The following is a 20,297-nucleotide window of genomic DNA, read 5'->3' as shown; positions in this document are numbered from 1 at the left end:
GCCTCCATCCGCATGGTCACGGGGCACAGCATGCCGGGCGGAGATTCCTGGCATGCCCTTTTCACCAGAACGTCACCCGTCCAGGGGCGAGTTGGGGCCGCCCCCTGGTGTCCGCACGCCCGCCCTGGTAGGGAAACGCCCGCCCGGCGGCGGACATCCACGCAGGTCAGGCGGGTCGGCGGCGGGCGCCGCCGGGGAGCCCGGAACGACGCGCACGCACCACCCCCGCGCCCCGGACCGCCGGTCCGGGCCCCAGTACGCCCGGCCCACCACCGACACGCCCCCGGTCAACTCCCTTGGCAGAAAAGGGAGATGCCGCCGATGCTCGACCCACACGGCCCTCCGGTGCCGCCACCGGGCCCGCGGACGGAACCCGCGGGGGACGCGCACCCACCCCAACTCGCCTGCCCGGCCGGGCCGTCGGGCAGCCCGGCCGCGACGCGGCTCGGGCTCGGCCCGAGCCCGAGCGGGCCTCCCCCACCCCTGCTGACCTGCGGTGTTGGACGTCGGCGCCGGTCCGCGGCAACCTCCTGCCGCCCCCGTCGCGTCAGACCGTCGTGATACTAATCGTTGCGACGGCGGGAGCCGCCGTCCGGCGGCAGGCACGATGACGACGGTTCATCCGTTCCGGCAGGGTCGGAACGGCTACGGGGAGGGGCACGGTATGACGGCGAGGTTCGGCAAGGTGCAGGGCGGGCGCGGACTGCGGCTCGGCAAGCGGGTCACGGGGACGGCTGCGGCCTTCACCGCACTCGCCGCACTGACGGGCTCCCAGGTGACGGGCTTCGGGCTCGCCCCGGTCGCGGCCGCCGACGCCGTGACGGCGCCGGACGCCTCCGCCTCCCAATCCGGCTCACCGGCCGGCGGCAGCCCGACCGGCGGCGTCGGCAGCGCCTTCGGCGCCGGCGTCCCGGCCGACGGCGGTGGCACCGTCCAACTGCCGCAGCCGCCCGGCACGGTGCCCGGCGCGCCCGCGGCCGGCCCCTTCGCCGCCACCGGCCCGGCCCTGCCCGCGACCGTGCTCGCCGCCTACCGCCAGGCCGAGGCCTCGGCCGCACAGCGCTCGCCCGGCTGCCACCTGCCGTGGCAACTGCTGGCCGCGATCGGCCAGGTCGAGTCCGGCCAGGCCAACGGCGGCCAGGTGGACGCGGCGGGGACGACGCTCACCCCGATCCTCGGTCCGGCACTGGACGGCAACGGCTTCGCCGCGATACCCGACAGCGACGGCGGTCGCTACGACGGCGACGCGCGCTGGGACCGCGCCGTCGGGCCGATGCAGTTCATCCCCTCCACCTGGGCCACCTGGGGCACGGACGCCAACGGCGACGGCAAGGCCGACCCGAACAACATCTTCGACGCCGCCGAGAGCGCCGCCCGCTACCTGTGCGCGGGCGGGCGCGACCTCTCCGACCCGGCGCAGCTCGACCGGGCGATCCTCAGCTACAACAACTCGGGCGAGTACCTGCGGACGGTCCGCAACTGGATGGCGCACTACGGCAGCGGCACCGTCACCACCGTGCCGAACCGCCCGGCCTCCTCGACCCCGCCGTCCTCGCTGCCCTCCCCGCTCCTGCCGCTCGCGCCGCTGCTGCCGCCGACCGGGACGACGCCTGGCGCCACCCCCGGGACGCCGAGCACCCCCGGGACCACCCCGACCCCGGGCGGGCAGCCCTCGCCGAGCGCGCAGCCGACCTCGCCGGCCCCGACGCCGTCCTCCTCCGCGCAGCCGACGACGGACCCGAGCACCACCCCGACGGGCACGCCCAGCAGCACGCCGCCGTCGACCGCGCCGGCCACGCCGTCCGGCACGCCGTCGACCACTCCGTCGGGCACCCCCTCCGGCACCCCGTCCTCGACGGCCACCCCGACCGGGACGCCGTCCGGCACCCCCAGCACGACGCCGACCACGACACCGACCGGAACGCCCACCGACTGCCCGAGCCCGACGGCCACGACCACCCCGACGGGCAGCCCGTCCCCGACGGCCACCCCGACCGGAACGCCGTCCGGCACCCCGACCGCCCCCGGGTGCGCCACGGCGACGCCGACCCCCGGTGGCACTCCCACCCCGGGCGGCACCCCCTCGTCCGCCGCCGCGAGCACGACCCCCAGCGCGGGCCTCTCCCCCTCGGCCGCCCCGCCGACCCGCTGACACCGCCCCATCCGCCGACGGCCCGCACCCCTGGTGCGGGCCTTCCGCGTTCCCCGCCCCGACCGCCAAGCTCCCGAGACCGAGAGCTAGAGCCACAGCTGGCCCGAGGCCTACGCCGGATCCGACCCGGCCCCGGCCCTGGGCAGCGCCCCCGGCCCCAGCGCCGCCCGGTGCACCCGCCACCGCGCCAGCATGCCGTGCAGTTCGTCCACCATGAACGCGAAGAAGGCCGCGCTCTCCGCCAGCCGCTCCCCCGCGACGGTGCCCGCGCCGACGGTGGCCTCGCCCTCCCTGAGCACCCGCACCCAGCGCAGCAGGTATTCGTCGCGCCGGGTCAGCGACTCGAACCAGACGTCGTTCAGCACCCGGTAGCGGTCGCGCCGCGAGCCCGGCTCGCGCTCCTTGGCGGCCAGGCCGATCTGGGTGAGGTAGCGCATCCCGCCGGACACCGCGGCCGGGCTGATCCGCAGCCGTTCGGAGAGCTCGGCGGAGGTCAGGACGCCGCTCTCCTCGGCCATCAGGCAGGAGAAGAGCCGGGCCGGCATCCGGCCCATGCCCGCGGCCACCAGCTCGGCCGCGAACCGCTCGACGAAGTCCGACACCGCCTGCTCGTCGCGCCCCTTCTCCGCTTCCCGCTCCACCACGCGCGCCTTCCCCTCTCCGGTGATCAACAACTCGACTGAACTTTAACGCCTTCCCAATATTCACGTTTTTCTGAAACTACGGTAGCTTCAGCAGCATGACGAAGGCAATCGCCCTGACCGGCCTCCGCAAGACCTTCGGCCGGACCACCGCGCTGGACGGCCTCGACCTCACCGTCGAGACCGGCGAGGTGCACGGATTCCTGGGGCCCAACGGCGCCGGGAAGTCCACCGCCATCCGGGTGCTGCTCGGTCTGCTGCGCGCCGACGGCGGCAGCGCCCGGCTGCTCGGCAAGGACCCCTGGCACGACGCCGTCGAACTGCACCGCCGCCTCGCCTACGTCCCCGGCGACGTCGAACTGTGGCCCAACCTCACCGGCGGCGAGGCCATCGACCTGCTCTCCCGGCTGCGCGGCCGGCTCGACCGCCGCCGCCGCGACGAGCTGATCGAGCGCTTCGACCTCGACCCCACCAAGAAGGGCCGCAGCTACTCCAAGGGCAACCGGCAGAAGGTCGCCATCGTCGCCGCACTCGCCTCCGACGCCGAACTGCTGCTGCTCGACGAGCCGACCTCCGGCCTCGACCCGCTGATGGAGGTGGTCTTCCAGGACGTCGTCCTCCAGGCCCGGCACCAGGGGCGGACCGTCCTGCTGTCCAGCCACATCCTGGACGAGGTGGAGAAGCTCGGCGACCGGGTCAGCATCATCCGCCACGGCCGGGTGGTGCAGACCGGCAGCCTCGGCGAACTGCGCCACCTCACCCGCACCACGGTCGAGGCCGAGACCCACCGCCCCGTCACCGGGCTGGAGACGCTGGAGGGCGTGCACGCCGTCCGCACCGAGGGCGCCCGGGTGCGCTTCGCCGTGGACGGCGCCCACCTGGACGCCGCCATCCGCCGCCTCGGCGAGGCCGGACTGCGCAGCCTGGTCAGCCACCCGCCCACGCTGGAGGAGCTGATGCTGCGCCACTACGGCGACGAGCTGGCCGCCAACGGGCACCCGGTCGACGGCGAGGCCGCCCGATGACCGCCGCCACCACCACCTCGACCAGCGCGCCCACCACGGCCCCGCGCCCGCCACGCCGGCGCACCACCCTGGCCGGCACCGCCACGCTGCTCCGCTTCGCCCTGCGCCGCGACCGGCTCCGCCTCCCCGCCTGGGTGCTCGGCCTCGGCCTGCTCACCCTCGCCAGCGCCAACAGCGTGCACACCCTCTACCCGACCGCCGCCGACCGCGCCTCGATCGCCCACGCCTCCGCCGGACCGGCCGTCCTCGCCATGACCGGCCCCGGGCACTACCTGGCCGACTACACCTGGGGCGCCATGCTCGGCCACCGGCTGCTCGGCCTGCTCGCGGTGCTGGCCGGGCTGCTGAGCGTGCTGACCGTCACCCGGCACACCCGGGCCGAGGAGGAGAGTGGGCGGGCCGAGCTGGTCCGCTCCGCCGCCGTCGGCCGACACGCCCAGCTCGCGGCCGCCCTGGGCGCCGCGGCCGTCGCCGACCTCGCGCTCGGCCTGCTGCTCGCCGCCGGGCTGCCCGCCCTCGGCGTCCCCGGGCTCGGCACCGGCGGCGCGCTGCTGTTCGGGGCCGCGACCACCGCCGCCGGGCTGCTGTTCGCGGCGGTCGCCGCCGTCGCCGTCCAGGTCACCGCGCACGCCCGGACGGCCTCCGGGCTGGCCCTCGCGGTGCTCGGCGCCGCCTACGCGGTGCGCGCGGCCGGGGACGCCGGGTCGAACGGGCTCTCCTGGGCCTCGCCGATCGGCTGGCTCCAGCGCAGCTACCCCTTCGTGGACGACCGCTGGTGGCCGCTGCTGCCCGCGCTCGCCCTGGCCGCCGTCACCGGCGCGGCCGGCTTCGCGCTGAGCACCCGACGGGACGTGGGCGCCGGGCTGCGCGCCGCCCGCCCGGGGCCGCCCACCGCCCGCCCCGCCCTCGGCACCCCGCTCGGCCTCGCCCTGCGTCTGCACCGCGGCCTGCTGGGTGGCTTCGCGGTCGCGCTGCTGCTGCTCGGCGCGATGTACGGGTCGCTGCTGGGCGGCGCCGACGCGATGGTCAAGGACGTCGACCAGCTGAAGGAGGCCCTCGCCCGGCTCGGCGGCCGCTCGCTCACCGACTCCTTCGCCGCGATGACCCTGCTGGTGGTGGCGGTGGTCGGCGCGGTCTACGCGGTGCTGGCGACGCTGCGCCCGCGCGCCGAGGAGAGCGCCGGGCGGGCCGAACCGGTGCTGGCCACCGGGGTGTCCCGGTCCGGCTGGCTGGGCGGGCACCTGGCGGCGGCGCTGCTGGGCTCGACCGCGGTGCTGCTCGCGGCGGGGGTGGGCTTCGGCCTGGCCGGGGCACTGTCCACCGGTGACGCCGGCGCGTTCCCGCGACTGGTCGGCGCGGCCATGGCGTTCGCGCCCGCCCAGTGGGTGACGGTGGGGTTCGCCGCCGCCGTGTACGGCTGGCTGCCCCGGGCGACGCAACTGGCCTGGCTGGTGCCGGCGTACGCGTTCGTGATCGGGTACCTGGGCCCGCTGCTGAAGCTCCCGGCGGGGCTGGAGCGGCTCTCCCCGTTCGGGCAGGTGCCCCGGCTCCCGGCGGCCGCCATGGACTGGACGCCGCTCGCGGCGCTCACCCTGGTCGCGGCCGCCCTGATCGCCCTGGCGCTCGCCGGGTTCCGGCGCCGCGACCTCGACGTGCGCTGACGCCCGGGGCTGCGGCGGGGCAAGCGGACGGGGCCGGCCGCGGCGGGCCGGCCCCGGGCCGGGTCACAGGTGCTTGACCAGCTCCGGCATCAGGTCCTGGAAGGTCCGCCCGCTGGCCGGCTGCCCGATCGCGGTCATCTGCCAACCGGCGGGCGTGCGCTGCACCTTGGCCATGATCTGCGCGGTGTACGGGCCGCCCCCGGTGAGCGTGTACCGGGCCAGCTCGGCGCCCGTCTGCTCGTCGACCAGCCGGCAGAAGGCCGCCTCGACCTCCTGGAAGGTCTGGCCGGTGAAGGAGTTGACGGTGAAGAGGATCTGGTCGACCTCGGCGGCCATCTTGGTCAGGTCGACGGTGATCGACTCGTCGTCGGTCGCGTCGCCCGCGCCGCCGACCAGGTTGTCGCCGCTGTGCCGGACGGAACCGTCATTGCTGTTGAGGTGCTGGAAGAAGACCACGTCCACCGGCCGCCCCTGGGAGAACAGCACCGCCGAGGCGTCCAGGTCGATCTCCCGACCGGCGGCCAGCAGCTTGGCGAAGAAGCCCTTGGGCTGCGCGGCCTTCCAGCCCAGGCCCATCCGGACCACACTCAGCTGACCGCCGCCCGGCTTCTCCAGGCTGATCTTCTGTCCCTTGGCCAGCGAAACGCTCATCGTGCCCTCCTCGTTCCTGCCGCCGCTCCGTGCCGTGAATCTACAGCACTGTCGAACTTCTATGATCATCCGACCGGCGCGCTCCCCGCACCCCTACCCCGCGCTCCCCCCGCCGTCACCACCGGGGGCGGTCCGCACACTGTCAAGCGCCCCGGGGAGGAGCTTGCGCGGGGCGGCGCGCAATCCGGCTCGGTCAACCTGGCAACCGGCGATCCGACGTCTGGCGTAGCCGCGAACAGGGGCCGAACAGGCGGGCGGCGCGCGGTCTAGGGTCGGCTCGGAGGCGCCGCCGACCGGGAGAACGGCCGCCGACGCACCGCGTTCCGCGCACGTTCCCGTGATCCGCCAACCCACGCTGGGGGGACCACCATGTCCGAGCACGAAGGAACACCGCCCGCACCCGCCACCGCCGCCACCACCTCGCGCCTCGGCCGCCGCCGCCTGCTGCGGGCCGGCCTGGGCACCGGCGGCGCGCTCGCCGCCGTCCGCCTGCTGCCCGGCGGCCAGGCCTGGGCCGCCGCCCCGGAGCCCGCGCCCGCACCCGTGCCGGAGTCCGCGCCCGTACCCGCGCCCCTCCCGGGCGGCGCCGCCACGGCGCAGCCCTGGCCGGACTGGGCCCGGTTCGCCCGCGTCGGCGACGGCACCTTCAACGAGCCCGCCGACATGCAGAGCGCCGTCGACGCCCTCAAGGCGCAGAACGTCAGCGTCATCGAACTCGACACCCTGCTCTCCAACTGGCTCACCGACGCCGAGTTCGCGGCCCACATGGCCGAGGTGAAGACCTTCACCGGCCTGGCGCACGCCGCCGGCCTCAAGGTCGTCATGTACTACCCCTCCCTGGAGCTGATCTCCCCCGGCGGCGAGAAGGGGCGCTCGTTCTACAAGAACGACCAGGGCGGCGCCTGGGTGCAGCGCGACCTCGCCGGAAAGCCCAACGTGTTCTACGGCAGCGTGGTGGTCTGGGTCGACCCGGGTGACGAGAGCGTCTGGCTCAGCCCCAACTCGCCCTGGCGGGACTACTACCTCAAGCGGATCAAGGGCGTGGCCGCCACCGGCGTGGACGGCATCTGGCCGGACGTCCCGATCTACTTCGACGGCGTGCTCTCCTGGTGCGACGCCTCCACCTGGGGCGCGGCCGCCTTCAAGGCCGACAGCGGCCTCGCCCTGCCCAAGGCCGCCGACTTCGCCGACCCGGTGTTCCGCCGCTACCTCGAATGGCGCCACCGCAACCTGCTCCAGTTCCAGCTCGACATCGCCGCCGCCGGGCGCGCGGTCAACCCCGACCTGGTCACCTTCGTCGAGACCGTCTCGATGGACTACCGCTACGCCACCTCGATCGGCCTGGACGGCGGCTACCTGCGCCAGGCCGAGGGCGCCGTCAGCCAGGTCTGGGAGGTGGACATCCTCGGCAACTACGACGGCATGCGGCACGCCACCGCCTCCGACTGGGTCTGTCTCATCTCGATGTACAAGTACGCGCGCGGCGCCAGCGGCACCAAGCCCGCCTGGGCGTTCTCCTACGGCTGGCAGGCCGACGACGCCTCGCTGGTGATGTCCCAGCTGATCGCGGCCGGCTGCAACCCCTACGAGGTGAAGACGCCGTACAAGAACGACACCGTGGACGCGGCGATGCGCGCCCGGATGTACCGCTTCGTCCAGAGCAACCAGGAACGGCTCTACAACGCGGCCTCGGCCGCCCAGGTCGGCGTCTACCACTCCAGCCCGTCCCGGGACTACGTCAGCCCGGGCGCGGGCATCGGAATGTACGTCAACGCGACCGCGCCGGCCGGGATCAGCGACTGGTGGGGCGGCGACGACCCGGAGCAGAGCTGCGCGTCCGTCCCCTGGCTGGGCGAGTTCCGGGGCACGGTGAAGGCGCTGGTGTACGCGCACATCCCGTTCGACACGGTGCCCAGCCCCGGCCTGGCCGCCGCCGACCTGGCCCGGTTCAAGGTGCTGCTGCTGCCCGACCTCCAGGCGGTCTCGGACGCCGAGGCGGCCGTGCTGCGGGGCTTCGTCGCGGCCGGCGGGACGATCGTGATCACCGGCCCGGCGCCCACCGCGCTCGACGAACTGGGCGGCCAGCGGGCCGAGTTCGCGCTCTCCGACGTGCTCGGACTGCGCCGGGGCAGCCCGCTGCCGGCCAACAAGCAGAACGCCTACGGCAGCGGCACCTGCTGGTACGTCCGCGACCGGGCCGGGCTCAGCTACCTCACCAAGACCGACCAGGCCTCGGCCGACCAACTGCTCGCCCCCGTCCGCCGGTCCGCACCGCCCGCCGTCACCCTGGCCGGGGACCGCCGGATCTTCCTGGACGCGCGGCGGCTCGGCAACGACACCGTCGTCCACCTGGTGAACTTCACCAACTTCGGCGACACCCCGGCGGCCTTCCGCACCACGCCCGCCAACTGCACGCTCTCCTACGCCCTCCCGGCCGGCGCCGCCGTCACGGCCGTCACCGTCGCCACCCCGGACGGCACCGACCCGACGCCCAAGCCCGTCCCGTACACCGTCACGGGAGGGACGGTCAGCGTGCCGCTGACCGTCGTGCAGTACTCGGTGGTGACGGTGACAGTGAGCTAGGTCCTGTCCGGTCCCGGCTGGAGCGCGGGCGCGGGGATGCGCCAGAGGGCGGCGGGGTTGGCCTCGCCGCCCGGGGCGGACTCGAAGGCGATCCACTTCCCGTCCGGGGACCAGCTCGGCGCGCCGTCGTACGAGCCGTCGTCGCCGGTCACCCGGACGGGGCGGCCGCCGTCGGCCGCGACCACGAAGACCTGGGCGTTCGGCAGGTCGCCGAGGTTGGAGGAGAACACCAGGTACCGGCCGTCCGGGGACCAGGTGGGATCGGTGTGCTCGCCCGGCACGTCGGTGACCTGGCGCAGGCCGGTGCCGTCCGCGCCGACCGTCCACAGCGCCCAGTTCTCGCTGCCGGCGGCGCGCCGCTGGAAGACGATCCGGTCGCCCCGGGGCGACCAGTTCGGCTGCCGGTTGTCGGTGCCGGTGCCCTTGCCGTCGACCAGCCGGAGGGGGGCGCCGCCGTCGCGGCGGACCTTCCAGAGCGAGTCCTGTTCGGCGTCGTCGCCGTGCACGGCGGCGTGTTCCGGCTCCCAGCTCTGCTGGAAGACGATCCAGGCGCCGTCCGGGGAGAAGCTCGGCTCGCTGTAGCCGCTGCCGTCCTCGTGCCGGGTGACCCGCTCGGGGCTGCCGCCGGGCGTCATCAGCCAGACCTCGTCGTGGCCGGACTCCCGGTCGGTGGCGAAGGTGAAGGCGCCGGTGGCGGCGTTCCAGCTGGTGCCCGGGAGGTTGACGGCGGCCTTGTCGGGATCCTCCAGGACCTTCTGCGGTGCGCGGGCGCCGTCCAGCGGCAGCACCCCGAGGGCGGCGGCGCCCTTGTTGTAGCCCTCGCTGAACTCGGTCAGCAGCACCGAGCGGCCGTCCGGGGCGAAGGCGGGGTTCTGGGCGCTGCGACCGCCCTCGGCCCGGTAGAGCAGCTCGGCGCCGTCGGCCCGGTGCTCGCCCCCGGTCGGCGGCGCGCCGCTGGCCCGGGTCGGCCGGGGCCGCGGCCCGTCCTCGGAGCCGGATCCGGCGCAACCGGACAGCAGCAGCGCCGTGACGGCCGCGGCGGCGAAGAACGTGCGAGTCCTCATGACCCACAAGCTAGTTGACGCTTCGTCACATCGCGTCCGCCCACAGGCGGATCAGGCGTCGCCGTCCAGCAGGTGCTGGCGGACCTCCTGGAAGGTCCAGGCCCCGCCGACCGGGCGGGCGAACACCCAGACCAGGTCGAAGCGGTCCGGCCAGGTGGCGGGCGCGCCACTGCCGGCGGCGCCGAGCGCCTCGACGATCCGCGGGATGCGCGAGTGCTCCCAGCAGATCAGCACCGGCTGGGGCCCCGCCAGAGCGGCGCCCGCGAGCGCCGTCTCCTGGGACTCGGCGTAGTCGGTGTCGACGGTCAGCCCGAGCTTGGCGGCGAGCGGGGTGACGGTCTGACGCATCCGGTGCGCCCCGGCCAGCGGGCCCTGGTCGGCGGCGGCCAGGATCCGGGCGGGGGTGCGCAGGCCGGGGGCGGGCGGGACGAACAGGGTGGGCAGCGCCCGGGCGCGGGACCAGCCGCGCTCGGTCAGGGACTTGCCGTCGTGGTGGCCGTTCTCGTCCAGTCCCGGGTGGCCGCCGTCCGGCTTCTCGCCGTGCCGGATGATCATCACCAGGGCCTCGCCGCCCGCGTCGCTCGCCCTGGCCGCGCCGGCCTCCTTGTCCGCCTTCTTGCCGGCCTTGCCGGAGGAGGCCGAGCAGCCCGCCAGCAGCACCGGAGCGGCGATCGCCAGGCCGGTGAGCAGGGTGCGCCGGGCCGGCCGCGCCGCCACTCGGTGCTCCATCGCTCGGCTCCCCATCACTCGGCCCGCCACTGTCTGCTCCCCTTCCCCCTGGTCTCCCGCCACTCGGCGCCCCGTCGCTCGGTGCCCCCTCACTCGGCACCCCGCTCCAGGCGCACCAGCGCGTCGACCGCGACGCCGTCGCCCTCGCCCTCGCCCTCGCCCTCGCCCTTGTGCCCGGGCTCGGGGCCGACCGTCCGGTGCACCCGTTCGGCCCGGACGGTGCGCAGGCCGCGGTCCGCGAGGTCGGCGAGGACGTCCTCCGGGGTGAACAGCACGGCCGGGTCCTGCGGGCCGCCGACACCCTCGGCGAGGTTGCTCAGGTCGTGCCCGACCACCAGCAGGGTGCCGCCGGGGGCGAGCGCGGCGGCGGCGCGGCGCAGCGCGGCCCGCCGGTCCTGGGCGGGGACCTGGAGGTAGGCGACCAGGATCAGGTCGTAGCCGGCGGCGGGGGCCTCGAAGGTGCGGGCGTCGCCGTGCCGCCAGGTGAGCCGGTCGGCGACCTCGTCGGGCAGGTCGGCGGTGAGCCGCTCGGCACGTTCCAGGGCGACGGCGGAGTAGTCCAGCCCGGTGACCTCCCAGCCCCGGCCGGCCAGCCAGATGGCGTTGCGGCCTTCGCCGGCGGCCAGGTCGAGGGCGTGGCCGGGGGCGTGGGCCGGGGTGAGGCCGGTCAGTTCGCGGACCACCCAGCGGTTGGGCTCGGCGCCCCACACCAGCTCGGTCGCGGCGTAGCGGTCGTCCCAGTCCTGGCTGTCCATCGCGAGTCCTCCGTTCGGCGGGCCTGCTCCGCAGCGGTCAACCTACCGGGCCCGGGCGTCGGCGGCCCGCAACGGTCCAGCGGGCGGACACCCTTGACGGCGAATATTGGTCCAGTCCAATCTGTGATGTCGTGACGCGAGCGGGTCAGCCGGCCCGCCGCGCCCGCCGTCCGTACGTCGGCACGCTCCACCTGCCCGCGCGCCCCCACAGCGCCCGGGCGGCTCCCCCGGCCCACCCCGGGCCACGCACCGCCGGAACCCCCACACATCCGGAGGACACACCGCATGCACGACCGCGTCATGCCCGCACGGCCCGCCCAGGCCGCCGGGCGCCGGACCGCCCCGCGCAGACGGGCCCTGGCCCTGGCCCTCGCCGCCACGCTCAGCACCAGCGGCGCCGCCCTCGCCCTGACCCTCAGCCCCGCCTCGGCCGCCCCGGTGAACCTGCTGGCCAACGGCGACTTCGAGGCCGGCACCCTGGCCGGCTGGACCTGCGCCAACGGTTCCGTCGTCACCACCCCGGTGCACGGCGGGAGTTACGCGCTCAGCGGCGCGGCCTCGGCCTCCGACACCGCGCAGTGCCAGCAGACCGTCACCGTCCAGCCGAACACCACGTACACCCTCTCCGGCTTCGTCCAGGGCAGCTACGTCTACCTCGGCGCCACCGGGACGGGCGTCAACTCCTCGGTCTGGACGCCCGGCGGCACCGGCTGGAACCAGCTGAGCACCACCTTCACCACCGGCGCCACCACCACCTCGGTGACGGTCTTCACCCACGGCTGGTACGGCACCGGCGCCTACTACGCCGACGACCTCAGCCTGACCGGCCCGGCCGGGCCCACCTCCACCGGCAGCCCGACGGCCACCGGCAGCCCCACCACGAGCGGCAGCCCGACGGCCTCCACCAGCCCGACCGCGTCCGGCAGTCCGACCGCGAGCGGCAGTCCGACGGCCAGCGGCAGCCCCACCGGGTCCGGCAGCCCGACCGCGACGGCCACCGCGAGCGGCCCGGCCGGGGACGGCAAGGTCACCACGCCCACCGGTGTCGCCGCCACCAAGGTCACCGCGGGCGCCGTGGTGCTCACCTGGCAGCCCTCCACCCTGACCACCGGCGACGGCCCGATCGCCTACAAGGTGTGGTCCAACGGCCAGCTGGTCGCCACCTCGATGGGCACCTCCGTCGCCGTCAGCTCGCTGCTGCCCGGCAAGGCGTACACCTTCAGCGTCCAGGGCTACTCCGGCTCCCACGCCTCCGCCCAGTCCGCCGCGGTGAGCACCACGACGGCCGCCGCCCCCGCGCAACAGCCCGTCCGCTCGGCCTACTTCGACCAGTGGGGCGTCTACGAGAACGCGTACTACCCGAAGAACGTCGACACCAGCGGCGCCGCGGGCAAGCTGGACGTCATCCACTACGCGTTCGCCAACATCGACCCCACCAAGCTCACCTGCTTCCAGGCGGTGAAGGCCTCCGACTCGACCAACGAGAACAACCCCAACGCCGGTGACGGCGCGGGCGACGCCTACGCCGACTACCAGTCCGACTACAACTCCGGCACCAGCGTGGACGGCAGCAGCGACACCTGGGAGCAGCCGCTCAAGGGCAACTTCAACCAGCTGCGCCAGCTCAAGGCCAAGTACCCGAACCTGCGGTTCACCATCTCGATCGGCGGCTGGACGTACTCCAAGTACTTCTCCGACGCGGCCGCCACCGACGCCTCCCGGAAGACCTTCGTCTCCTCCTGCGTCGACATGTTCCTCAAGGGGAACCTGCCGACCGGCGTCGCGGGCGACGCCTCCGGCGGCGCGGCCACGGCGGCCGGCATCTTCGACGGCGTCGACCTCGACTGGGAGTACCCGGGCTCGGCCGGCGGCCACACCGGCAACCACTACTCCCCCGCCGACAAGCAGAACTTCACCCTCCTGCTCAAGGAGTTCCGCACCCAGCTGGACGCGCTCGGCTCCGCCCAGGGCAAGCGCTACCTGCTGTCCGCCGCCCTGCCCAGCGGCCAGGACAAGATCGCCCAGCTGGAGACCGACAAGATCGGCAACTACCTCGACTACGCCGACGTCATGTCCTACGACATGCACGGCGCCTGGGACGCCAAGGGCCCGACCAACCACCAGGACCCGCTGCACGACAGCCCGACCGACCCGACCACGCCGATCACCCCCGGCACCCGCAAGTACAACGTCGACACCATGCTCGCCGCGTACACCACCGGCCTGCCCGAGTACGGCATCCCCGGCGGCTTCCCGGCCAACAAGCTGGTGCTCGGCATCCCGTTCTACTGGCGCGGCTGGACGGGCGTCCCGGCCGGCTCCAACTACGGCCTGTACCAGAGCGCGACCGGCCCGACGGCCGCCAAGCCGCTGAGCCAGGAGGCCGGACTGGCCGCCTGGAAGGAGCTCAACCCGACCGCCGCCACCACCCACTGGGACCCGGTCACCGAGAGCAGCTGGGTCTACGACGGCACCAACTTCTGGACCGGCGACACCCCGCAGGCCATCCAGGCGCGCGGGGCCTACACCAAGAGCAAGGGCCTCGGCGGACTGTTCGCCTTCTCCCTGGAGAACGACGACGCCTCCGGCACGCTGCTCAACTCCATGGACGGCAGCCTGCGCTGACGTCCGGCACGCCGGTGGGCCCGCGCGGATCTCCGCGCGGGCCCACCGTGCTCCGGCGAGGTTCAGCTGACCTCGCTCAGCGCCTTCAGCTTTTCAGCCCTTCAGCCCTTCAGCCCGAGGGAGGGGAACAGGTCGACGAACGGCTGGGTGGTCACCGAGACGCTCCGGCCGAACGGATCGTCGAAGTCCCAGATCATGAACAGCAGGAACGCGATCAGCGCGCTGAAGCAGCCCGCCAGGATCAACTCCCGTGGCGTGCGCCGGATCTGCAGCGCGAACAGCATGCCGACGGTCACCACCGCACCGGTGATCAGGCCGAACCAGACGACCCCGGGCATGGTCGGCCCGGCGTTCTGCCCGCGCGAGTTGCGGGCGTCGTCGGCCTGGCTGATCCGGTCCATGATCGGCTGGTAGGACTGCGACTCCAGCTCGGAGGCCGGCGGCCGGGTGGCGACGTCCACCCGCAGCTTGTCCAGCAGTTCGGTGCCCTTGTCGGAGATCTCGCCGTTCTTGCGCATGTAGTCCCATTCGACCTTCACCACGTACGAGACGTAGGCGTCCACGTCGGCCCGGACCTGGTCGCGGAACTCGGCCGGGTAGACCACCGCCCGGTCGCTCACCTCCTGCAACGACTGCGCCTCCCGGAACAGGTCGTCCTGGGCGGCGCCGCGCGCCTCCCAGACACCGGCAAGGGCGAGGCCGAGGACGATCGCGTAGACCACGCCGATCATCATCGTGATGTAGTCGATGACGTCCGGGGTCTCGTCGACGTTCTTCTCGGTGCCCACCCGGCGGTGCCGCAGCACCACCACCGCCACCACGACGGCACAGGCCGCCGCCATCGCGATGGCCAACGCCAACCATTCGGACATGGGAACTCCCTTCTCTGGCTCGGCTTGTGACGGAACAAAGGTGTCGAGGCCGGCCCCGGGCCGGGCAGGTCGGGCTCCAGGACCGGACCGGGGGCCGGGGCGGACCGCCTCGGTGGGGCGGTCAGGACCGCCCGGAACGGCCGGAACGGCCGCGTCCACGGCCCGGGCGCAGGGCCGCCGCCGCCAGGATGGCGGGCACGGTGACCAGCAGCATGGTGGTCGTCGCCGGGGCGTTGTGGTGGTGCTGCAGCGGGGCCGGCGGCTGCGCCGCCCGCACGTGGTAGACGGGCTGCGCCGCCGGGGTCGGCCACAGCGGGCTCGGGCGCACCGGGCTCGGCGCGTCCGGGCTGGGGGCCGGTGGGGGCGCGGGCGCCGCCGGGGCCGGCGCCGGGGGCGCGGGTGGGTTCGGCGCGGGCGGCGGAGGGGGCGCGGGTGCCGCCGGCGGCGGGGTGGGCCCAGGTGTCCTGCTGGGAGCCGGCGTTGTCGGCGCGGGGGTCGGCGACTGCGTGGGGACGGGTGTCGGAGTCGGACTGGGCTTCGACGTCGGCGAAGGCGTCGGCGTGGCACTCGGCGTCGGGGTCGCCGTCGGGCTGGGCGTGTGGGTGGGGCTAGGCGTCGGAGTCGGCGTGGGGCTCGGGCAGGGGTGCGGGTGGTGATGGTGGTGGTGCCACCAACCCCCGTGCCACCAGTCCCCGTCGTGGTCCCAGTCGTGGTCCCCGTCGTGGTCCCAGTCGTCTCCCTCGTCATGGCCCCCGTGCCCGCCGCACGGGTGGTGCCGGCGAGGGAGCTTGGGGCCCTCGGCCTTCGGGGCGACGGTGACGCCGACCTGGACGTCCACGTCGACCCCGACGTTCACCTCCCCGCCCGGCCCGACCTGCACCGACACGTCCGTCGCGGTGCAGACGCAGGAGTCGACGGCCGTGCCGTGCTGCCGGCCCCCGCCGTGGCGCTCGGTACCGGAGGCCGAGGCGCCGCCGACGAGGGCGCACATCGCGACCACGCCGACCGCGGCGCCGATCAGCCTGGTCCGCCGACCGGAGGCCGCACCCCCACCGCCGTCCAGCGATATCCGTCGGGACTGCCGGCGCTGCGGCATGGGCTCCACTCACCTCTCGGGTCGCCGGGGACGGGATCGGAACAGGGCGATCCGCCCGGCCCGCAGGAGGACGCGGGCAGGCGTGATCAGATGCGATCAGACGTGATGAGGAACGATCAGGCGGACGGCCCGCCTTCCGGGGGCGGGCCGTCCGTCATCAGGTCAAACGATCTTCGAGCCGGCCGGTTACGGCCCGGGCCCGCCGCCGGCCGTCCTCAGTGGCGGCGGTGCGCGATCTCGACGTTCTCCAGGACGCCGACCGCGTCCGGCACCAGGATCGCGGCCGAGTAGTAGGCGCTGACCAGGTACGAGATGATCGCCTTCTCGTCGATGCCCATGAAGCGGACGGACAGCGACGGCTGGTACTCGTCCGGGATGCCGTTCTGGTGCAGGCCGATGACGCCCTGGTTGTCCTCACCGGTACGGATCACCAGGATGGAGCTGGTGTTCTCCTTGGTGATCGGGATCTTGTTGCACGGCAGGATCGGCACCCCGCGCCAGGCCGGCACCTGCTGCCCGCCGAGGTCGACGTGGTGGGGGTACAGGCCGCGGGCGTTGAACTCGCGGCCGATCGCGGCGATCGTGCGCGGGTGGGCGAGCAGGTAGTCGGGGTCGCGGCGGCGGTTGAGCAGCTCGTCCAGGTCGTCCGGGGTGGGCGGGCCGGAGTGGGTCTGGATCCGCTGGTCGAAGTCGGCGTTGTTGAGCAGGCCGAACTCCGGGTTGTTGACCAGCTCGTGCTCCTGGCGCTCGCGCAGCGCCTCGATGGTCAGCCGGAGCTGGTGCTCGATCTGGTTCATCGGCTCGTTGTACAGGTCGGCGACGCGGGTGTGGACCTTGAGGATGGTCTGCGCGACGCTCAGCTCGTACTCGCGGGGCTTGAGCTCGTAGTCCACGAAGGCGCCGGGCAGCTCGAACTCACCGTGGTGGCCGGCCGACATGGCGATCTCGGCCTCGCCGCGCTCGTTCTGGGCCTGCTGCGGCAGGGCCAGGAACCCGAGCAGGTGCTCCTGGAGGCTCGGCGAGTTGTCCCGGATGGCGGCGAAGTCGCGGCGGGTCAGCGTGAGCGCGACACCGGCGGTGGCGGTCGTGGCGGTGAACTCCCAGACGGCGTCCGGGTTCAGCAGGGCGTCGTCGCCGAAGCGGTCGCCGTCGCCGGCCACGCCGACCACGGTGTCGTCGCCGTACTTGCCGGTGCCGATCTTGTTGACCTTGCCGTGCGCGATCAGGAAGATCCGGTCGGCGGCCCCGCCCTGGGTGGTGAGCACCTCGCCGGGGCCGAAGTCGCGCTGCTCGCAGCGGTCGGCGAGGGCGGTCAGCACATCCTCGTCCTCGAAGCCGCGCAGCAGGGCGAGCTCACCCAGCTCGGCGGGGATCACCCGGACCTGGGAGCCGGTCTTGATGAACTCGACCACACCGTTGCCGACGGTGTAGGTGAGCCGTCGGTTGACACGGTAGGCGCCACCGGCGGCCTGCACCCAGGGGAGCACCTTGAGCAGCCAGCGGGAGGTGATCTCCTGCATCTGCGGTGCGGACTTGGTCGTGGTGGCGAGGTTGCGGGCAGCGGCTGTCGTGAGGCTGGACTGCTGCGGGACCTGCGCTGTCTCCGGGCTCGTGTCCACGGGCATCGGCAGGGGTCTCCATTCATCTGGTCGGATCACGCGGTCAGGGTCGGACGGCGACGGGGTCGCCCCGATCCACCCCGACTGATGCCATGACGGCTCATCAGACACGCGTATCGATGGGGGTGTTGGCGATTCATCGCGATCACGGCCACCGTCTCCCGGCGGCCCATCGGGAACCCTAGATCACCAGCGCCCGACCGGACCCGCGGGAAGGCCGACTACCCCCCGATAGGGTGAATCTGAAGCAGTCCCATTCCGCTCGGGCCCCGGGTCGCGAGAACATCCGTTCCCCACCGCGGATCCCGCGCCGGCGGCGCCCGCGCGTGGACAGCGGGCAGCAGGCGGCGGACAGGCGGCGTACCTCCCGTACGACATCGGCGGGAGCGGGTCGTCAACAGGTGCCGGCACAACGGGTCCGGCCGGCTGCGCCCCGACCACGGGCGCCGACCCGCCACCGGCATCCGGGCACGCGAACGGCCCGTCAGGTGCCGGGACGGGGGCGGCCGGCACCTGACGGGGGATCGGGGATGCGCAGTGGGGGTGCGACGGGGAAGCGGCGAGGGAGCGCCGGTCGGGCGATGCGTCAGGCGCAGGCGATCTGGCTGCCGGGAATGCCGACGATGCCGGAGTTCTTGGCCTCGCCCCCCTTGTACTCGTAGTACAGGTAGGAGTAGAAGTCGATCCTGGTCGCCGCACCGCAGGTCGAGTCCGGCGCCACGGTGTAGGTGACCGTGAAGCTGCTCGTGGCACCGGGGGCGAGCGGCACGTTGTACCGGGCGATCCCGCCGTGGACGTTGTCGCTGCAGCCGTTGGTCTGGGTGCCGCAAGCCGTGGCGGTGAACTTGAGGCCGTTCTCCAGACTGGTCTGGTAGGTCGGCTGAACGCTCTGGTACACGAACTGGATCGGCGTGTCGTACGGGTTGCTGAGCGTCAGGGTCAAGGTGAACTCGCCGCCCCGGACGGTCGTTTGCCGGTCGGAGACGGCCGTGAACGGCAGCGGGGTGTCGGCCTGGGCGGGTGTGGCGGAGAGGAGCAGACCGACGGCGAGGGCCGGGCACGCGGCGAGGGCGACACGGCTCAAATGTGTTCTGCGCATGACCAAGGAGCGTAGGGCGCCGCACCGGTTCCGTTGCCCCGCTCCGCCCCGGTCCGTACCGACGCACGAGTCGGGGGCGGACACCGTGGACCACCCCGGCCGCGTTCCGCCCCCACTCCCCCGCCCGGGGCCCTATGCTTCGCCCGCCGCCCCGGACGGCCGCCCGGAGCCGGCCGCCCGGCAGGCCGGTGCCGGTCCGGACGCCACCGGGCCCGGCCGGTTCAGGCGGGCGGCGGCAGGATGTCGCAGAGCGCGGCGAGCGCCGCCGGGTAGGCGTGGTCGGGCGGCGTGGCGTAGCCCACGACCAGGCCGTCCGCGGTCGGCATGGCCTCCGGGCCGATCCCCGGGTGCCGGTAGTCGGCGAGCCCGTCCAGGCCCAGGCCCCGGCGGGCGGCGGCCTGGAGCACCGCGTGCTCGGTCCCGGGCTCCAGCCGCAGGACGGCGTGCAGGCCGGCCGCGACGCCGGAGACCCCGATGTGCGGGGCGCTCGCCGCCAGCGCGGCCACCAGCTGGTCGCGGCGCTCCCGGTAGCGGCGGCGCATCCGCCGCACGTGCCGGTCGTAGCCGCCGGAGTCGATCAGCTCGGCGAGGGTCAGCTGGTCCAACGCGCTGGCCCAGCCCTCGCGTTCGCCCTTGGCGGCGAGCACCCGGTCGACCAGGTGGTCCGGCAGCACCATCCAGCCGAGCCGCAGCGCCGGGGACAGGCTCTTGCTGACCGAGCCGAGGTAGACCACCCGCTCGGGGTCGAGCCCCTGGACGGCGCCGACCGGCTGGCGGTCGTAGCGGAACTCGCCGTCGTAGTCGTCCTCCAGCAGCAGGCCGCCGCGCCCGCGCGCCCAGTCGACCACGGCGGCGCGACGGCCGGCGTGCAGCGGTCCGCCGGTCGGGAACTGGTGGGCGGGGGTGAGCAGGGCCGTCCGGACGTCCTGACGGTGCGCCAACCCACCGATCCTGGCGCCGTGTTCGTCGACCGGAAGGGGCACGGTGGCGACCCCGGCGGCGGCCAGCAGCCCGCGGTGGAACCCCAGCCCGTACCCCTCGACGGCCAGCGGCCCGGTCGACTCGGGCGGCAGGGCGGGCGCCCCGCCGGCGAACAGCAGCCGCAGCGCGTGGGCGAAGCCCGAGCAGACCACGATCCGGTCCGGGTCGGTGCGCACCCCGCGGACGCGGGCCAGGTAGTCGGCGAGGACGGTGCGCAGTTCGCGCCGGCCCTGCGGATCGCCGGGCCCGAAGGCCTCGTTGGGCGCCGCGGTCAGGGCCCGGCGGGCGGCGGCCAGCCAGGCGGTGCGCGGGAAGGACGCGGCGTCCGGCTGGCCCTGGCGCAGGTCGTGGACGGGCCCGGGCCGTGTGGAGGGTCGGGGGGACGGGCTCGGCGGGACGGGCTCGGCGCGCTCGGCGACGGCGGTGCCGGAACCTTGACGGGCGGTCAGCCAGCCCTCCGCGACGAGTTCGGCGTACGCCTCGGCGGCGGTGTTGCGGGCCAGCCCGAGGTCGGCGGCGAGCGCGCGGTACGGCGGCAGCCGGGTGCCGGGGGCGAGCCGGCCGCTGCGGATCGCCTCGCGCAGGGCCGCCATCAGCGCGGCACGGCGGCCCCCGACGGCGGGGAGGTCGAGGTGCAGGTCGCTGCCGGTCGGGTGGGCGGGCCCGGTGGGGTGCGCGCCCGGCGTTTCCGTCATGGTCACGCACCCTACCCGCCGCCGCCGGGCCCCCCGCCGGGCGGCCCGG

15 protein-coding genes are annotated in these 20,297 nt (G+C 74.5%); 5 read left to right on the top strand and 10 right to left on the bottom strand.

Going from position 1 to position 20,297, the window contains the following annotated elements:
* The first annotated feature begins 664 nt into the window (after window positions 1–664).
* Window positions 665–2,152 carry a lytic transglycosylase domain-containing protein gene (locus OG556_RS31650; protein ID WP_371522176.1) on the top strand — a complete coding sequence of 496 codons (1,488 nt, stop codon included), beginning with the start codon at window positions 665–667 and terminating at the stop codon, window positions 2,150–2,152.
* 110 nt (window positions 2,153–2,262) lie between these two features.
* Here the strand turns inward: OG556_RS31650 and OG556_RS31645 are convergent, their stop codons facing one another.
* Window positions 2,263–2,796: a GbsR/MarR family transcriptional regulator gene (locus OG556_RS31645; protein WP_371522174.1), complete on the bottom strand. Its 534-nt coding sequence runs from the start codon at window positions 2,794–2,796 to the stop codon at window positions 2,263–2,265.
* Between the two features lie 95 nt (window positions 2,797–2,891).
* On the opposite strand from OG556_RS31645, the gene OG556_RS31640 reads away from it, so the two are divergent.
* Both OG556_RS31640 and OG556_RS31635 read left to right on the top strand, forming a co-directional pair.
* Window positions 2,892–3,818, top strand: coding sequence for an ABC transporter ATP-binding protein (locus OG556_RS31640; protein WP_371522172.1), 927 nt, complete (start codon window positions 2,892–2,894; stop codon window positions 3,816–3,818).
* The gene (locus tag OG556_RS31635; RefSeq protein ID WP_371522170.1) at window positions 3,815–5,479 is read left to right on the top strand and encodes an ABC transporter permease; all 1,665 of its coding nucleotides are present in this window, start codon (window positions 3,815–3,817) and stop codon (window positions 5,477–5,479) included. Before OG556_RS31640 ends, OG556_RS31635 begins: the two co-directional genes overlap by 4 nt.
* 63 nt (window positions 5,480–5,542) lie before the next feature.
* On the opposite strand, the gene OG556_RS31630 is transcribed toward OG556_RS31635, so the two are convergent.
* A complete protein-coding gene (locus OG556_RS31630; protein ID WP_350879397.1) occupies window positions 5,543–6,130 on the bottom strand; it encodes a TerD family protein in 588 nt (195 codons plus the stop codon).
* A 369-nt stretch (window positions 6,131–6,499) separates the two neighbouring features.
* Here OG556_RS31630 and OG556_RS31625 point away from each other — a divergent pair, with 369 nt between their 5' ends.
* The gene (locus OG556_RS31625) at window positions 6,500–8,713 is read left to right on the top strand and encodes a hypothetical protein (RefSeq protein ID WP_371522168.1); all 2,214 of its coding nucleotides are present in this window, start codon (window positions 6,500–6,502) and stop codon (window positions 8,711–8,713) included.
* On the opposite strand, the gene OG556_RS31620 is transcribed toward OG556_RS31625, so the two are convergent.
* The 3 genes from OG556_RS31620 to OG556_RS31610 all read right to left on the bottom strand — a co-directional run bounded on the left by OG556_RS31620 (window position 8,710) and on the right by OG556_RS31610 (window position 11,261).
* Window positions 8,710–9,777 carry a hypothetical protein gene (locus tag OG556_RS31620; RefSeq protein WP_371522166.1) on the bottom strand — a complete coding sequence of 356 codons (1,068 nt, stop codon included), beginning with the start codon at window positions 9,775–9,777 and terminating at the stop codon, window positions 8,710–8,712. The genes OG556_RS31625 and OG556_RS31620 overlap by 4 nt on opposite strands.
* Before the next feature lie 51 nt (window positions 9,778–9,828).
* Entirely contained in the window at window positions 9,829–10,506 is a 678-nt protein-coding gene (locus tag OG556_RS31615; protein WP_371522164.1) for a hypothetical protein, read from the bottom strand.
* Between the two features lie 89 nt (window positions 10,507–10,595).
* Complete coding sequence (locus OG556_RS31610; protein WP_371522162.1) at window positions 10,596–11,261, bottom strand: class I SAM-dependent methyltransferase; 666 nt, start codon at window positions 11,259–11,261, stop codon at window positions 10,596–10,598.
* A 285-nt stretch (window positions 11,262–11,546) separates the two neighbouring features.
* On the opposite strand from OG556_RS31610, the gene OG556_RS31605 reads away from it, so the two are divergent.
* Complete coding sequence (locus OG556_RS31605; RefSeq protein ID WP_371522160.1) at window positions 11,547–13,886, top strand: glycosyl hydrolase family 18 protein; 2,340 nt, start codon at window positions 11,547–11,549, stop codon at window positions 13,884–13,886.
* Window positions 13,887–13,987: 101 nt separating this feature from the next.
* On the opposite strand, the gene OG556_RS31600 is transcribed toward OG556_RS31605, so the two are convergent.
* From OG556_RS31600 to OG556_RS31580, 5 genes are all read right to left on the bottom strand, one after another.
* Window positions 13,988–14,758, bottom strand: coding sequence for a DUF4239 domain-containing protein (locus OG556_RS31600; RefSeq protein WP_063350621.1), 771 nt, complete (start codon window positions 14,756–14,758; stop codon window positions 13,988–13,990).
* A gap of 121 nt (window positions 14,759–14,879) precedes the next feature.
* Window positions 14,880–15,854 carry a hypothetical protein gene (locus OG556_RS31595; protein WP_371522157.1) on the bottom strand — a complete coding sequence of 325 codons (975 nt, stop codon included), beginning with the start codon at window positions 15,852–15,854 and terminating at the stop codon, window positions 14,880–14,882.
* Window positions 15,855–16,069: 215 nt separating this feature from the next.
* Entirely contained in the window at window positions 16,070–17,479 is a 1,410-nt protein-coding gene (locus OG556_RS31590) for a family 2B encapsulin nanocompartment shell protein (RefSeq protein WP_371522155.1), read from the bottom strand.
* Between the two features lie 580 nt (window positions 17,480–18,059).
* A complete protein-coding gene (locus OG556_RS31585) occupies window positions 18,060–18,572 on the bottom strand; it encodes a hypothetical protein (RefSeq protein WP_363587458.1) in 513 nt (170 codons plus the stop codon).
* Between the two features lie 221 nt (window positions 18,573–18,793).
* Window positions 18,794–20,248 (bottom strand): PLP-dependent aminotransferase family protein, encoded by a 1,455-nt coding sequence (locus tag OG556_RS31580; protein WP_371522152.1) that lies wholly within the window; start codon window positions 20,246–20,248, stop codon window positions 18,794–18,796.
* Window positions 20,249–20,297 lie beyond the last annotated feature (49 nt).

The organism is Kitasatospora sp. NBC_01300, from assembly GCF_041435235.1.
Taxonomy (GTDB): Bacteria; Actinomycetota; Actinomycetes; order Streptomycetales; family Streptomycetaceae; genus Kitasatospora.
Note: the sequence above shows the minus strand (reverse complement) of the source record. Positions and strands in the feature narration are given on the sequence as shown.